Source organism: Sphingobacterium kitahiroshimense (assembly GCF_025961315.1).
GTDB lineage: Bacteria > Bacteroidota > Bacteroidia > Sphingobacteriales > Sphingobacteriaceae > Sphingobacterium > Sphingobacterium anhuiense.
The window spans coordinates 5,539,987-5,556,524 of the sequence record NZ_JAOQNK010000001.1; the positions used below are offsets into that span (position 1 = coordinate 5,539,987).

Genomic DNA, 16,538 nt, shown 5'->3' on the forward strand with positions numbered 1-16,538 from the left:
CTTAAAATTGATAATGAAGGTTTAATGAAGTGACTGTACCACTACCTTTGACGTATTCGGCATCCAATGCACGGTATTGACTAACTGTAGGGTAGTAGGATGTGTTGAATATATTTTCTATTCCGAAGCCTATTTTCCAATTTTTATTCAGATTGTAGTTACCTGATAAATTGAAGAGGTCGACATTACTGATTGGGCCTTCACTATTGTTATATTTTCCTTTGTCATTGAGCGCAAATCGATCTCTAGCTCCAGTGTGTATCCAAAACAATTGCAGATTTAACTGTTGGTTTGGTTTATAACTTAAAAAACCTGTTGCTTTAGGTGGTGCAATCCGAGATCCATTAAGATAAATTTTGCTACCATCATCCATTTTTGCTTTTCCTTCTACATATGCATAGCTTCCACCGACGCTCAATTTTTGACTCAGTTGCGCATCAAGAGTAACTTCATATCCTTTTACTTCTTCAGGTTCACGCTGAGGCATTAAAAAACCACCAACATCTACTAAATTAACACCTAGATCCGAAGTACTGATGTAGTAAGAGGCTGAAATATTGAAGATACTGAAACGGCTTGAAAAACCAGCTTCATAGTTATTGGTAATGATCGGGTCTGTTTCTAAATTACCGATTGTATTTTCTTTAGCACGGCGTAAAATACGACCTAATTCATTGATCGCAAATGCTTGCGAAAAACTAACGAAAGGGTTGAAATAATCGTATTTAGTATAGCGTAATCCTGCATTGAACATTGTCGCTTTATATGGAATATTTCCTCCGCTTACCACTATACTTCCTTCTCCATTCGGACCAGTAGCTATGGTATTGTAATCGTTGACTTTAACGGTTGCATTTTCATAACGAAGCCCAGCTTTAAAGATCAAATTTTCAATGAGGTCGGCTTTTACTTGCGCATAGGGGGCAAAATTAACCATATTCATTTTTGGTATGTATACACGTCCATCTGTTAAATCTTGATAGGTTACATCTTTTAATAAATCTAAACCGTAAGTTACTTCAGTTGGAATAGAAAAAAGCTGAAATGGAGTATTCAGATTTAAGCGCAATCCTTTTTTCTCAGAGTTGATCATGGTTTGTCCAGGACCATACCAAGCCGTTCCACTAGCAACGTATCTGTTCATTGAACTGAAGGAATTTAAATAAGCTGTTACATCCAATTGGGTTGAATGAAAAAGATTACTTTTTGAATAGGTTAACATCGCATTGTGATTGTAAGGTGTACCTGCGGGTTTGCCTGGTTCTTCTCCTCTAACTCCAATTGTAGGCGACTGACCATAGATGCCGTTTTTACTGATATATTTGGCACGTTGTGTACTTCCATAATAGTTATAAAATCCAGTCAATGTACTGCTTGAATCAATTTGATAACCTATTTTAATAAAGCCATTGTACTGATAGGAATTGGAAAAACCATCAGTTTGTCCAAGAGGTAAACCATCGGAATCTCTTTGTAAACCGGTGTAGTCTGCCGAACCCGAAACGGTGTAACTCCATTTATTTACCTGTCCTGAAAGCTGTTGTGAAAGTTTGTAACCTAAGGTTTCCTTAGGGTCAAATGGATTTATTGATGTTCCCAAAATGGTCTGACCACTAATCTTTTTTCCGTCTTTGTTTTTCTTGGTAATGTAATTGATAATACCTCCACCTGAACCATTTCCGTAGATTGAAGTAGCACCTTTTATTACTTCAATACGTTCAATCACACTAGGGTCGATGGTGCGTAGGTCACGTGCTCCATTCATAAGCGGTGTTGATTGCGGGATTCCATCTATCAAAACAAGTACGGCACGTCCACGAAGGGTCTGTCCAGAATTTGTAGCTTTATTGGTCGAGGTACCCAAACCCGGAATTGCATTACCAAGTACCGTAGCTAAATTGTTCGTAATGTTGGTTTGTGCTTGTATATCTTGTTGATTCAAGATTGTGATAGAGGATGGTATCGTTGAAATACTTTCTGGCTTTCTTCCGGCCGTAACAACGATTTCATCCAATACATTTGTACTTTCCAATAAAGTGATGCTGATTAAATTATTGCTGGGTTTATTTGATAAGCTGAGGGTTTTTTCTTTAAATCCTATCGCGGAGACTGATATTTTTTGATTTGCTATTTTTTCATTTGTTGTGATCAACACACCAGCTGTATCTGTACTTCCTAATAGTTGTTGATTTAAACGTACCGTCGCTCCAGCAATTGGAAGATCTTTTTCTGTTTTGACTTTTATAGTCATTTGTTGTGCTTGACAAATGAAAACGAATACCTGTAATGGTATTATTAGAATTAGAAATTTCCATCTATTAGAGATGGATGGGAATGAAATAGGCATCTGTAATATTCTTATGTTGATTTAGATTTGTTCTAAACAATAGGCAAATATACAATCTATTTAATTCGAGTGAAATTATTATTTGATTTTTTTTAGCAGTAATTAGTTACTAGACATAAACTCTACAGGTCTTATTGTGAGTTTACTACTCTAAAATGTTTATGAATTAGATTACAATTGCTTTTTGTAAAATATACCCGCTTTTGGGAAATTTATTAATCTTTTTCGTTAACAAACTTTTTGAGATTGCTGAGAATCTGATCCCATCCGGTTTGATAGTTTTCTGAAGCAAATTCGGGGCCTGCATCATGAAGGTTTTCGATACCTTCATGATGTAAAGTAACAGTTGTTAATCCTTCATTTTCCTGGAGTAACCAACTGACTGTTGTTACACCCTGACTAAAGGTGGGGTGAGTCCAGGTATGAACTAATTTTTTATTAGGAATAATTTCAAGTATTGTACACTCATGTAAAAATTTATTTTTACCACCAGGCTCATAAAAATGAAATGTTAAGCCCTTCTCTAGAGCAAAATCAGGAATGTCAAAATACCATTGCTTGAATTGATTCTTATCGGTCAGTACCGCCCAGATAATTGATGCTTTTTTTTGTATTACTATTGAAGATGTAATCATGATACCTTGGTGAAATATTTAAAAAAGTTGAAACAAAAGCTTATTTTAAGTTGTCTAAAATGTTAAGGTAAAAACGTATAATTTCGCCAATTTGTTTTTAGAAAAATCTAAAATTAGTGATTACGTCCATTGTTTGTACGCTTTTTTCGCCTTAATTATCATTAGGGTAACGAAACCCAAAACAGCAAATACTGCATAACCAATACCTATCTCAGTCTGTGTTTCTGGATTCACGAGACTCACGACAATATAACTTAATGCAGAAGTGACGAGGTAAGTTATACCACCTGCTAAGCCACCTGCAATTCCTGCAGATAAAGGAAAACGACCTAAGCAGTAACCGAAATAATTATTAAATATAAATCCTGCGGTAACGTGGATCAAGAAGGCGAATAGTGATAATGTAAAGAGATTTGTGATATACGGAGATATTATAATCATTAAAATAATGAAAGCAATTTGTAAATAATTAGCATATCTTAATTTTGGTAGTAGTGCTTTCTTGATTAGTGCACGACCGATAAACCCACCGGACATCCATGCAAGTCCCATTAATAATGAAGTGTATCCGGTCGTAATGGAGCTATAACCTAAATTGTGTTCAATGAAAAATGGTCCACTTAGATTGTAGAACATAACTAAACCATAGCTTATTCCACACATGAGCACTCCAAACGTAAAGTCTTTCGTTTGAAGCATGGTCTTAAATTCAGTGACTAAATATTCAAATTGAAGTGGATTTTTCTGACGGATTGTTTCACCGGAAAAAATGAGTTCTAATATGAAGAGCACAATGCTGTAAGCTGCTAATAACATAAAATTAGAGCGCCATCCAAATTGTGCCTGTAAATATCCGCCAATGAAAGGAGCAATAATTGGCGCTAATGACCAAACGATAGTGATGGCACTCAGGTATCGTTTTCGCTCTTCACCTTCGTACACATCAACGAAATAGGCGCGTTTTGATACTACAACAAAAGCGGATAGTATTCCTTGCAGTATGCGCATCATATAAATGACAATAATATTATCAGTTGTGGCTGTAATAAAAAAGCTGATTGTAAATAGAAAAAGAGAAATTAAGGTAATCCGATATCTTCCCCATGCATCAACAAGGGCACCGGCAAAGAATTGTGAAATACCATAACTAATTAAAAACAGGGATAAGGTGAGTTGAATCTTACTTTCTGCCAGTCCTAGCTCTGTTGCCATCTGTGGCATGGATGGTAGGTAAATGTCTGTTGCTAAGCCCGAAATTGGAACCAATGCGAATGCAATTAGTGTCGGAGCAAATGATTTTCGTGAATTTAAAGTATTTTCTTGCATGTGTATTGTTTATTGAAAACAAATGAGATAAACGTAAATAGGATTTCTTTAGCTAGCGAATGTTCTTGAGGATATCTGAAATGTCGCAAAAGTTACATATGACATATGTAACCTATTTTTTGAATGTACTCATGTGGCAAAGGTATAAAATTCAATAAAGATGAATACTTGTTTTTTAATATTTACAGAACGTGGATGGTATATAATTTTACATTTTACATAATTCTTTGATTATATAATTTCCGAAAATAAATTTTGTTTTTTTTATTATAGTATTTGTAATGAGTTGGTTATGTTTTATTCTTCATTTACTGTCTTGCTGATGTTAGATGATTTTTTTCTATAATCTCATAACGGTTTAATGTTATTTTTACGGCTATGTTTTACATTTAAATGATGTTATTGAAATTGATGGAATGAAATCGTTTTCGTATTTTACTAGATTTTTTATTGTAGGTCGCACAATTTATTAATTATATTGGTCAGCAATTATAAATCAATCTTGCAGTTCTGAAATTGATTATGCCATTTATTTAATATTGGAAGATCGATAATGTAGTCCCTGCAAAGGTTTTAATAAACATGCAGCAGTTTTTAATTTTTATAAATCCTATTGATTAATTTAAAAAAAGAAATTACTATTATGAGTATCGTGTCGTGTAAAAAAAGAATATTGTTATTGTTAACGGGTATAAGTTTTTGTTCCTTATTATATGCTCAAAAACAACCTCCTAATATTATTTTTATATTGACGGATGATATGGGGTATTCGGATTTGGGATCTTATGGTAGTCCGAATATTCAAACACCTTTTTTAGATTCGATAGCTAGTAAAGGTGTACGGGCTACAAATTATGTCGTTTCCACTCCTTCATGTACGCCATCCCGTGCGTCGTTATTGACCGGACGTTATGCTTCTCGTTATAACTTGCCTCAACCGATCGGTCCTGGTTCGGAATTAGGTCTACCTGATGCTGAGGTAACGATCGCTGAAATGTTAAAGCAGAAGGGCTATCAAACAGCTTTGGTAGGAAAATGGCATCTTGGTGATAAAGCAGAATCGCTACCCAATGCACAAGGATTTGATTTCTTTTATGGTATGCTCTATAGTCATGATTACCGTGCACCTTATGTGAAAACAGATACTGTTATTAAACTTTTTAGAAATCGCAGTCCTGAAGTATTTGCTCCTGATGATTCGGATCTAAGTCAGCATTATCACCGTGAAGCACTTCATTTTATCAATAAGCAAAAAAAAGACAAACCTTTCTTTTTGTATTATGCACATAATTTCCCTCATCTTCCATTGGCATTTTCAAACAAGAAAAATCCTTATGCCAGTGCACAAAATGCAGGTCCTCTTGGGGCGGTCTTGTATGAGTTGGATCAGTATATTGCCCAATTATGGCACGCATTAGAGGCTAAAGGTCTGGATAAAAATACCATCTTGATGTTTTCTAGTGATAATGGACCTTGGATTGAGTATCCTGCTCGTATGTCAGATGACGGCGAGACGAAAAATTGGCATGTTGGAACTGCTGGTGTATTTAAAGGATCGAAAGCGCTTACTTATGAAGGCGGTGCCCGAGTTCCTTTTATTGTTTTCGGAAAGGGAATTATCCCGGAAGGAAAAGTTATTCGCTCTTCTATCAGTAATTTAGATATTTTACCAACTATTGCTTCTTGGACGGGATCTTCTTTACCAGACAGAAAACTGGATGGACAATCAATACGTAATTTACTGGAAGGTAAAGAGACTGATTTAAACTATGTCCATAGACCAATTTTTTTGGTTAATTATGGTAAACCAGAAGCTGTGAAAGTTGGTGATTGGAAATATCGTATTATTAAACAACGAACAAATTTAATTTCAGGGAAAACGGAGGAAACGGTAGAGGAATTGTTTAATATTGCCTGGGATCCGAGTGAAAGAACAAATTTGATTCATGAATATCCTGAAAAACTGACGGAACTAAAAAGGGTATTTAATTCTTTCGATGAAAAGGAATAGTTTTTCAGCAACTCAAGAGAACCTCCAATCAAATGATAAGGTCTATTTGATTGGAGGTTTAAATCCTTAAGATGTAAATTAGGCTATATCTTCAAAGTTGAAAGGGAGATCTTCCCCCATGATGTTCCTGTATTCGCTAGCAAAGTTTTGAAAACGTATGCGAGCTTCTTGGAGCATTTTTAAAGCAATCATTGCTTTAATTTCCATAGATAAGGCATTTTCATTGAGAGGGTCAAATAGAAAAATAACTTCAGCTAATGCTATGCTATCGTTATAGGCATGTTTCTCCATACTTTGATAGATTTCAGTGATTAAAAGAGGTGTTATATTTTTCTCTAGATCAGCCTTAGTTGAGTCGAAAATAGGTTGATTGGTACCCTGTAAGAACTTTCCCCTTCGTAATAGATGAATTAACTCATCTCTGTTTTCAGTGTTGTTAATAGACGAAGTGAGTTTCATACATCTCGTATAGTCGCAATAGAAATCGGCATGTTGTTCAATTTTAAAACGCCCTTTCTCATAGCGTATTTCTATCCCATCCAATTCACTTAATGCTTTTCTTAAATGGTTGATTGTAACGCCTCTTGAATTTTTGACTTTATCTTCAGATTTGTCTGGCCATACCAGATGACTTAATAATGCTGATGAAATCCCGGCTTCACCTGCGTGGGTTAAAATCAAACAAAAAACTTGTTTCAGTCTTGTACTAAATAAATGGGATATATCTTTTTGATTGCGATCTAATACCGTAAATTCTCCAAATAAATAGATTGCATTGGCTCGTAAGTTATTTTTCCAGACAGCGGGTTCGTTATTACTTGGTTTTAATTTATCGATGGGTGCTAATTTTTTAGTCTTGACCAACAAATGTTCTTTATTGCTATCAGCTACATCTGCAGGCACTGGTAAGATCATGTGTCGCTCTAATTTTTTATTGATCCTTTTGAACATGATGTAAGCTCCTATTGCAACAGTTCCTCCGAATAATACAAAAATCAGATATTTAATTTTATTATTTTTTTTGGGATAATTGCTTAATTCTGTTTCTGAAATAGGAGGGGAGTTTAGGGAATAGATTTTTAATGTTGACTTAACATCATCATTTGACTCTTGTACTAAAGCGAGTAGACGTCCAAGTTGATGGTCATAATAAAGCTGTGCCCGTGTTGAAATCTTGTCCGAATAGATGGATACAGAATCACCTAATATTTCATAGCTTCCATCTTGGATTGAAAACCGATAAAGCTTGATTGCTGATCGGGTGAGATGCTCGGGATAACATAAGGCATAAAAGTGTGACTGATCTGGGAATACAATACCACGTGCAGGTACCACGTGCTTATCTTTCCATTGAATATCCCACATTTTTGTCACCTTTTTAGTATCTAAGTTAATTTTGTGTAGATCATAATAGTATTTTCTTCCAACAATGTGCTCTCCCGACTCATTTCCCATTCCTCCAAAAATATAAGCTGTACGGTTTTTTTCCATATAGCCGGCTGAAAGAAAATATCGAGGGAAGAGCTTATCTCCGGTAAAATCTTCAAGTTTTTGCCATTTGGTAGAATCAGCGGCATATTGATAAAATTTGTCACTATAGGACATGTTTCCATATCCTCCGAAGATGTAATATTGCTTTGCTTGTTGATCAAAAAAGAATCCGTGATGATGCAGTTCCTTTTGGACACGATCATAGCTTTCAATAGTCCATGTTAAGTTATCTAGATTAAGACTGGCGACGGTGGGGCCCTCATAGGGATAATTATGATACAATTCATAAACATAAAGCTTATTTGCTTTTACATCGAGAAAATTGGTTGCTTGGATCAGATCGACAGGGCATTTTTTTTGAAAAGCAACTTTCCGAGTGTCATTCGTTTTGATATTATGAATGAATATAGAATCGCGATTGAAATAATAGACTTCTTTTCTGCTTTCATTGTAATTAGAGCCTGCTTGAATCGACGAATTGAAGGTTTGTACTAATTGCCATTTGTAAGAATCATTGATCAACCATTCGGGATTGCTTACTAAACCATAGTTATTTCCTTCAAAATCATGAACGATATTACCTTCATTTTCCCTCAAGGGGAACACATATTTGTTATTTTTATTTCCAATGGATAGGTTTTTAATTCCCATATTTGGGACATCGATTAGGTAATCACTTTTTCCGAAAGTAATGATTGGAAAATAGGGGTTAGGGAGTTTAATTTTTTCGGATGCGAAAACTTTGTTTTTTATTTGAAGTTTAAAAATTCCTTGTGTCAAATTAAAGGTTAATTTAACCGGAAACCAGCTGTTGTTGTCTAATAACCGACGATCTATCTTAGCTATGATCAAACTACTTTTTCCTTCTTCATTTAGTCTGAAAATGCACTGATCTTTTTCTTCGTCATAAAACAGGTTATAGATGGTATTATTTTCCTTGTTTTGAACTCTAAGGATATTCCCCAGTGAGTTGGTGCCATAGATTGCAAGTTGAAAGTCAATAACAAATAGTCCTTCAAATGAAATTGTGTTTTCTCCAAAAACTTTATAAGAAGTACGTTTATCGATTGCGTGATGACCTCCGTTAAATTTAAGTCCTTGTGAAAAGGATAGCGTTGGCAGGAATAAGTAAATAGCAAAATATATATAAAAGAATTTCATACAACGCAATAAAAAACTTAAATCAAGAAGCATGGACGCATCATTCCCTTTAAAAGGCGACCGAATAAACCTTCGTAGATGATTTAATGGTTAGTAACTAATTTTTGAACATCTTAATGCCTTAAAAGTATACAAAAAAATAATCAAATGAAATAAATACGTTGTTACATGTTTTCTGATTTTAACACGCTGTAGCATTAAAGTAAAACCGGGTTATTGTTTTATTTTTGCCTATTAACCCCTTTTTAACCCTAAAATTAATCGACTCCACTTATCTTGTTCCAGAATTTAATGCCCTAATCATGGGCAAAATTCTGACTAATTATAAACCAGATTCTTCTTATGAAATTTTTAAGAAAGCTACAAAGCATTTTTATTCATGCTATTCCACTATTACTGTTTGTACAGTTTTGTTTTTTAACGCCTACCCATGCCACGATTCGAAATGGCAGGGATGGCAAGAATGTTTTAGACCTACAAAATCAGAATTTACTGCGTTCCATTCAGCTTGTTGATAAATCCATTGCCACCTATTTTTCAGGTGATGAGATGACCATGGCTAGATTTTACAACCCGGATACCAAAGAACTATCTTCTGAAAGGGGGAGTGTTTGGATGTATACAGCTTCGATAGAAGCTGTTAATGCAATTTTAACAAGTCTTAAACTTCAAAAGGAAAATGGCAATGTATTATTGTTTAATCAACATTACAAACGTTATGTCGATTTGTTGAAAAAACTATTTGATAATGCTGATTATTATCTAGGTACTTTTAAGTTGACGTCATTTACACAAGAAAAAGTGTGGGCAGTCTATGCTGTAGACCGTGTTCGAGAAAAAGGGAAAGCGAATGTTACTGGGATACTGAATGTTTACGATGACCAAATGTGGCTTGTCCGTGAATTATTAGACGCCTATCACCTAACGAATGATCGAGTCTTTTTAGAAAAGGCTGAGTATTTGACGGCCTATGTTCTTGACGGTTGGGATAGTACACTAGATGACAGAAATAAAGAGCATGGCGGTATTCCCTGGGGCCCAGGTTATGTGACCAAGCATGCTTGTAGCAACGGTCCAATGGTTAGCCCCTTGGTATGGCTACACGAAATCTATAAGCATAAATCTGATCAGATCGAGCATCGCTATGTCGATCCAAAAGACAAAAAAACACGTCGTTCTAAAATGTTAAATAAAGGTGATTATTATCTAAGTTTTGCAAAAAAAGTCTACGATTGGCAAAAACGTTACCTTTTAAACAACCAAGGTGTGTATTCAGATATGATGGGAGATTGCTTTCCGGATTGTACTATCGCATATGAGAATGTAAATGGAACGAGATACCGTGCAAATACACGCTTGAAAACTGCCGTAGGTCCTTCATTTTCCTATAATAGCGGAACGATGATTTCTGGAGCTGCAGATCTGTATCGTGTAACAAAATCAAAAAAATATAGGGAAGATGCACAGTCATTATCTCATGCTAGTTTCGAGTATTTTGCAAAATTGGGAAAGCAGATTCCGGCATATTACACTTACGAATCCTCCGGATTCAACAATTGGTTTAACGGTATCCTACTCCGTGGATTCTTTAATATTTATCCTAATTATAGAAAAGTAGGAAGTTACATGGAGTCTTTTCAAAAGAATCTTGATTATGGATATGACCATTTCTTGAAGGATGGGTTTTTACCAACAGATTTATTAAAGGGATGGGACACCGATCAAAATAAAAATAATCTGGAAGGTATGTTTATGTTTACATATGCTGCGCAATATGCTATTTTATCGCAATACGAATTAGACAAATCGAAATAAAGCTAAATAGCAGGTTGTGATTTTAGTCAAAAATTAAAGATTGATTTTAAAGACCTCATGTATTTAGCATGGGGTCTTTTAGTTATTTTAGGAGTGTAGTTTTTGTTGTTCTAAAAATTCAGAAGGGCTTACTCCAAATTGTTTTTGAAAGTTCCGTGAAAAATGCGTAGCCGAGCTATAGCCTAGTAAGTTGGATATTTCATAGATTTTGAATTTTCGTTGTGCTAGTAATTCTGCGGCTTTTCGCAGCCGGGTCAGGTTAATCAATTCATTAGGAGATAGGCTTGAAACAACATTAATTTTTCGATAGAGTGTTGGTCGGCTCATACACAAAATATCAGCCATACGGTCAACATTGAATTTCGGATCATCTAAATGATTCTGAATAATTTCATCCACTTTTTGAAGAAATTCTTGATCGCTTTGATTTTGCCCAATGCTCTGTATCTGTGATAAAGGGTTACTAACAAAAAAAGCTTTTACTTTTAATCTGTTTTTTAGAAGACTGGCAATTTGTGCTCTTAAAAATGCCGGTGAAAATGGTTTTTCAATATAAGCATCAGCGCCAAATTCTAAGCCTTGGATTTTAGATTCAATACTATTTTTCGCCGTAAGTAAAATTACCGGAATATGGGAGGATGCCATATTTTCTTTAATATGTTGGCATAATTCGTAGCCATCCATTTCCGGCATCATGACATCGCTAATAATTAAATCAAAATTATCCGATTCTATCAATTTCAATGCTTCTATACCATTGTTGCAGGTTTGAACATGATATTCTTCACAGAGATCATCTGCAATAAATTCAAGTAATTCTTGATGATCGTCGATTAAGAGGATATTGGCTTTTGCATTTTTCATGATGATAGTGAGCTTTGATTTAGAGGAAGTATGAGTTTAAATACGTTGAAGGAAGATTCGTCTACTTCATATATTAATGTCCCTTGATGTTTTGAGGTCAATGATCTAGTAAGGGCTAAACCTAATCCACTACCTGAAATACTTTTGCTTCTTTTTAAGCGATTAAAAGGTTCAAAAATATTTTGCTGTTCTGTTGGCGGAATTATTGCCCCGTCGTTCTTTATGATCAATACACATGTTTTTGTGTTTTCATCAGTTTTTAATGTTATTTCTATTCGATGATCAGCATATTTTAATGCATTATTAAGCAGATTATAACAAATTTTTTCGAAAGCGTCCAGATCTATTAAAGCGATAATACCCTGACTGATATCTAGTGTTAAAACACGATTTTGAGCAATTAAGGTTATGGCAAAATTATTGATAATTTCTTGTAAAATATGGCTTATGTTATGCGGAGCAAAGTTTAATTTAAACCCTTCGGCCTCTACCTTTCTGAAATCCAGTAATTGATTGCTTAATTCAATAAGTTTATTGGTATTGTTTTCCATCGTTAGCAGTAATTTATCTACTGCCGGACTGCGTTCGACTCTATCCATCAATTTTTCCAAAGGGGCCTTTATTAATGTTAACGGAGTTCGGATTTCATGAGCAACATCAGTATAAAAATTGATTTTTGAACGGTATAAATCTTGATCTCTTAAGTTTTGGATTGTTAAGATATGTTGACGATTCCGCTGTTTTATTGCTTCATTAAAATGATGAATTATAAATGCGATAAGCCCGATAATAATAAATCCATAGATAAGATATGCAGGAAGACTTGCCCATATTGGCGGTAATACTTCTATTTTCAAGGTCTTGATTTGTGGAATCGCAGTGCCATTTGGATCTTCAGCTTTAATTATGAATGTGTAATTTCCTGGCGCCAGTTTGGTAAAGTATGCGCGGGGGATACCATTGATAGGGTTCCATTTTTCATCTATTCCTAACATTTTATAACTATAGCGTACAGAATGAGGAGCTTGGTAATGTAATGCAGCAAAATCTAAGCTAAATGAGGATTCATCGTGTTTAAGTTTAATACTTTCGGTAAAGAGAATTGATTTTTTGAGAATGGTTGATTCATCGGTTTGACTTACTTCTCGATTATTGACAGTTAAATCTGTAATAAAAATAGGTGTTTTTGCATTGTATTTGATTTGATTTAATTGTTCGGGCTTAAATCGGATCAAACCATTGATAGTCCCAAAGTAGAAATTATTGTTGTTATCATCAAAGGAAGAGTTGTAATTGAACTGTAATGTTGGTAAACCCGATTCCATATTGAATGTCCGTATTTTGTGGTTGACGGGGTTATACCTAACAAGACCTTTGGAAGTAGCCACCCAAATATTATTTTCTTTGTCTTCTAAAAAAGAGAGAATAACGTTGCTGGGCATTCCGTCTTTTATACTTATAGAGCTAAAGCTGTTATTTTCAAATTCTTTTTTTACCATTCCTCCCTCAGTTGCAATCCACAATCTTTTTTTTGAATCTTCAAATAAACTGTTAATTCGATTATTGGGTAGCGCATGTTGATCATGTGTCTGCTGCTTATAATGTTTAAAATAATTGGTCTCTGGATTGTAACAAATTAAACCATCACGCCAAGTACCTATCCACAAATTACCCCGGAAGTCCTCTAATATACAGGTGTAAAAAATATAAGCCGGTACATTTTTTATTAAGAAAAATTGTTTGGTATCCAAATTAAAGCGGTACAATCCTCGTGTAGAAGCGGCTAAAATATCACCATTTTTTGTTTGATAGAGGTGGAATACGAAATTACTTTCAAGTTCTGAATTATGATAACTATTTCTATCCAAATGTTGTGTCACCTGTAAGCGTTTTAAATCGAATATATCGAGTCCATTTACAAAAGCACCGACTAGTAATTTGTCTTTAATGGCTAGTAATCCATGAATATTATTATTAGCTAATGAGCTATTTTGACTCGTAAAACTTTGGATCTTATTGGTTGAGAGGTTCCATTTTGATATTCCGCCGTTCTCGGTACCCATCCAAATATTACCTTCTTTGTCTTTTTTAATGGCCCTTACAACCGATCCTTGTAGGTTTGTTGGTTGGTCGCCCGGTAAAATTTTTTCGATGATGCTGTTATGTGCATGATAGTAATTTAGTCCACCAAAATAAGTACCTAACCAGATGCCCTGATCTTTGTCTTGTAATATGTTGTAAATTGCATCGTCGGAAATACCCCATTTATTATGATTCTCCTTACGTAAATGGAGAAAACTTTTAGTGGCGATTTGATAAACAAACAAGCCAGATTCTGTTGCAAACCAATATTCATGGTCATTCGGTTGAAGAATATCCCTTACATATAAAAATTGTTTCAACTGTTTTTGACCAAGAATGGAAGTAAGTGTTCCAGTGCTCTTTTCGTAAGAGAATACACCCGCTTTGGAAGTCCCAATTAGGAGTTGTCCCTGCTTTGTTTCTACTATTTTTTCAATGCTATACCAATCTTTTTTTTCAAATGATTTTGTGAAATCAAGAAATGGAGTAATCTGATACTTTTCGTTAACGAGGTAAATAATACCCTCTGGAGTTCCAAAATAGAGTTTTCCGGATTTTGTGCTGCATAGTGATGTGATGTACAGATTTGATTGTGTAAGTTGTCTTGTTACTTTATTTGTAAGGTTGTGCAGGTAAAGCATTCCATTGGATATAAACCATAGGTTGTGCTTTCCATCTGTCGTAATAACAGGGACTTCTGTGCTTCTAAATTTCTCATCTAATATTTCAAAATTTTCATGAATGGGATCATAAGAGTAGATCCCTTGATCTGTACCGATCCACATTTTTTTTTGATAGTCTTCTTTTAAAGATATAATAGAATTACTTCCTAAACTTCGATGATCTTCTTTACTTGTAAAGTGTTTGAAAGAATTTCCATCAAAGCGATTCAATCCATCTTTGGTACCAAACCATAGAAATCCGTAGCTATCTTGCATACTGCAGATAACTGCGTTGTTAGAAAGTCCTTCATTTATTTGATAATGGTTAAAATAATAAGGTTGTGCATGGATATGAGCAGGAAATAAAAGATAAGCAAAATAAAGAAGCAACAATTTAATTTTTATCATGTCTAATTGGTAATTGATACAAAAGAGCAGTATTATGAAACAATTCTGCTAATCAATATTTTCTAAATTTAGGATTTTAGTACTTGTAAGGTTGAAGATAAAAAATTAAAAAGTAAATCGTAACTTTTAAGTTCAATTATTTCATTTATCTGTCAACTAAATCGCTTAAGTTGATCAATATGATCAAAATTATGAACCTTTATAAGGGACCTAAAATAAATTAAAAATGAAAAGAAAAATGGAGTGTATGGGTATTGTTAGTATCCTTGTCGTTGGATTAGGATGTCAGCAAAAGAATGTCACAGAAAATAAGGATCAATCTGGAATGATTTCCTATATGGATAGCGCTGCATTTGCTGCTAAAATAAATGATCATGATGTCCAGTTATTTGAATTGAAAAATAAACGGGGTGTGCATGCATACTTTACAAATTTTGGTGCACGCATAGTTGGTTTGTGGGTTCCGGATAAACAAGGTAATTTAAGGGATGTGGTTTTGGGATTTACAAAAGCTACCGATTACAACAACCCGGCAGAGCCCTATTTTGGAACGATTGTCGGTCCTTTTGGAAACCGTATAGCAAAGGGAATGTTTCAACTTGATGGACAAACTTACCAACTACCTATTAATAATGGTGTCAATACACTACACGGTGGGTTTAATGGCGTTCATTTTGCCAATTGGACCTTGAAAATGAAGAGCGATTCATCGATTACATTTGCATATACCTTGCCAGATAGAGCTGAAGGTTTTCCAGGAAATATTGCGATGGAAGTTACATATGGTTTAAATGACCAAAATGAACTAACAATTGGATATGAGGCGCAATCGAATAAAAAAACGGTTATAAATCTAACAAATCATGCTTATTTTAATTTAAACGGAGAAGGTAGTGGTTCAATATTGAATCACCAGCTTCAGTTATTTGCCGATGAATTCACGCCTGTTGATAGTACATTGATTCCAACTGGAAAACTTGAGAAAGTAGGCGGATCAGCTTTTGATTTCACGACCGCTAAGGCAATTGGTAAAGATATTGATGCTAATGATCGTCAACTGTCTTATGGTAAGGGATATGATCATAATTTTGTCTTAAATAAACAAAGAGAAGGTGATTGGTATAAAGCTGCTCATATTGTGGGTGATCAATCCGGAATTGTCCTGGATATCTTGACGCAGGAACCGGGGATTCAATTTTACAGTGGTAATTTTATGAGTGAAAAGGTCCAATTGAAAAATGGTAAAAAAGACTCTTTTAGAACTGCATTTTGTTTAGAACCACAACATTATCCAGATTCCCCTAATCAACCGAATTTTCCAACAACCGTATTAGTTCCTGGTCAGATCTATAAAACTAAATCACTATATCGATTCTCAGTTCTGTAATTGTTATTTTCATATTATCCAAACATAATCAAGCCCATTTCTTATTTAGGTAATGGGCTTTTCTTTAATAATAATTTAGAATCCTTTGCTAAGCTTAATTAAATGATACAAATGCGCACATTTTTGAGAAAATTAGCAAGTTAAAGTAGCTTGTTAAATCATAAATTTGAGTAACCAGTAATTAAGCACAAGGACCTAATAATCATTCAATAATTATTTCGAGGAATTATGTTTTAATCTTAGAAAATATGATCGTTTTGGGGTTAAAAGAGAATGATACTGATCACAGCATTTTAGGTTCGTGTGGAAAATATTGAGATTACAAAATAAGAATTGAATTGATTTTGAT

At 34.5% G+C, this 16,538-nt stretch carries 9 protein-coding genes; 3 read left to right on the plus strand and 6 right to left on the minus strand.

The window, feature by feature from the left end; all coding sequences use genetic code 11:
* Position 1: 1 nt before the first annotated feature.
* From M2265_RS23665 to M2265_RS23675, 3 genes are all read right to left on the minus strand, one after another.
* The gene (locus tag M2265_RS23665; protein ID WP_243655412.1) at positions 2-2,251 is read right to left on the minus strand and encodes a TonB-dependent receptor; all 2,250 of its coding nucleotides are present in this window, start codon (positions 2,249-2,251) and stop codon (positions 2-4) included.
* Positions 2,252-2,562: 311 nt separating this feature from the next.
* The gene (locus tag M2265_RS23670; RefSeq protein ID WP_021190416.1) at positions 2,563-2,982 is read right to left on the minus strand and encodes an SRPBCC family protein; all 420 of its coding nucleotides are present in this window, start codon (positions 2,980-2,982) and stop codon (positions 2,563-2,565) included.
* Between the two features lie 120 nt (positions 2,983-3,102).
* Positions 3,103-4,308 carry an MFS transporter gene (locus tag M2265_RS23675; RefSeq protein WP_132770164.1) on the minus strand — a complete coding sequence of 402 codons (1,206 nt, stop codon included), beginning with the start codon at positions 4,306-4,308 and terminating at the stop codon, positions 3,103-3,105.
* 643 nt (positions 4,309-4,951) lie between these two features.
* Here M2265_RS23675 and M2265_RS23680 point away from each other — a divergent pair.
* On the plus strand, positions 4,952-6,319 hold the full coding sequence (locus M2265_RS23680; protein WP_132770162.1) for a sulfatase-like hydrolase/transferase: 1,368 nt from the start codon (positions 4,952-4,954) through the stop codon (positions 6,317-6,319).
* Positions 6,320-6,397: 78 nt separating this feature from the next.
* Here M2265_RS23680 and M2265_RS23685 read toward each other — a convergent pair whose 3' ends face one another.
* Positions 6,398-8,971 carry a DNA-binding transcriptional activator gene (locus tag M2265_RS23685; RefSeq protein ID WP_132770160.1) on the minus strand — a complete coding sequence of 858 codons (2,574 nt, stop codon included), beginning with the start codon at positions 8,969-8,971 and terminating at the stop codon, positions 6,398-6,400.
* A 342-nt stretch (positions 8,972-9,313) separates the two neighbouring features.
* Between M2265_RS23685 and M2265_RS23690 the strand changes: the two genes are divergently transcribed.
* Entirely contained in the window at positions 9,314-10,786 is a 1,473-nt protein-coding gene (locus tag M2265_RS23690) for a glycoside hydrolase family 76 protein (protein ID WP_132770158.1), read from the plus strand.
* 87 nt (positions 10,787-10,873) lie between these two features.
* Here M2265_RS23690 and M2265_RS23695 read toward each other — a convergent pair whose 3' ends face one another.
* Together M2265_RS23695 and M2265_RS23700 are read right to left on the minus strand one after the other, a co-directional pair.
* The gene (locus M2265_RS23695; protein WP_207902420.1) at positions 10,874-11,650 is read right to left on the minus strand and encodes a response regulator; all 777 of its coding nucleotides are present in this window, start codon (positions 11,648-11,650) and stop codon (positions 10,874-10,876) included.
* A complete protein-coding gene (locus M2265_RS23700; protein WP_132770154.1) occupies positions 11,647-14,802 on the minus strand; it encodes a two-component regulator propeller domain-containing protein in 3,156 nt (1,051 codons plus the stop codon). Before M2265_RS23700 ends, M2265_RS23695 begins: the two co-directional genes overlap by 4 nt.
* A gap of 226 nt (positions 14,803-15,028) precedes the next feature.
* Here M2265_RS23700 and M2265_RS23705 point away from each other — a divergent pair, with 226 nt between their 5' ends.
* A complete protein-coding gene (locus tag M2265_RS23705; RefSeq protein ID WP_132770152.1) occupies positions 15,029-16,189 on the plus strand; it encodes an aldose epimerase family protein in 1,161 nt (386 codons plus the stop codon).
* Positions 16,190-16,538: the final 349 nt, after the last annotated feature.

What these genes read in the sequence shown, in the direction of transcription:
- M2265_RS23705 (WP_132770152.1), top strand. Translation starts at nt 15,029, where the DNA reads ATGAAAAGAAAAATGGAGTGTATGGGTATTGTTAGTATCCTTGTCGTT.
- M2265_RS23700 (WP_132770154.1), bottom strand. Translation starts at nt 14,802, where the DNA reads ATGATAAAAATTAAATTGTTGCTTCTTTATTTTGCTTATCTTTTATTT.
- M2265_RS23665 (WP_243655412.1), bottom strand. Translation starts at nt 2,251, where the DNA reads ATGACTATAAAAGTCAAAACAGAAAAAGATCTTCCAATTGCTGGAGCG.
- M2265_RS23675 (WP_132770164.1), bottom strand. Translation starts at nt 4,308, where the DNA reads ATGCAAGAAAATACTTTAAATTCACGAAAATCATTTGCTCCGACACTA.
- M2265_RS23695 (WP_207902420.1), bottom strand. Translation starts at nt 11,650, where the DNA reads ATGAAAAATGCAAAAGCCAATATCCTCTTAATCGACGATCATCAAGAA.
- M2265_RS23680 (WP_132770162.1), top strand. Translation starts at nt 4,952, where the DNA reads ATGAGTATCGTGTCGTGTAAAAAAAGAATATTGTTATTGTTAACGGGT.
- M2265_RS23690 (WP_132770158.1), top strand. Translation starts at nt 9,314, where the DNA reads ATGAAATTTTTAAGAAAGCTACAAAGCATTTTTATTCATGCTATTCCA.
- M2265_RS23670 (WP_021190416.1), bottom strand. Translation starts at nt 2,982, where the DNA reads ATGATTACATCTTCAATAGTAATACAAAAAAAAGCATCAATTATCTGG.
- M2265_RS23685 (WP_132770160.1), bottom strand. Translation starts at nt 8,971, where the DNA reads ATGAAATTCTTTTATATATATTTTGCTATTTACTTATTCCTGCCAACG.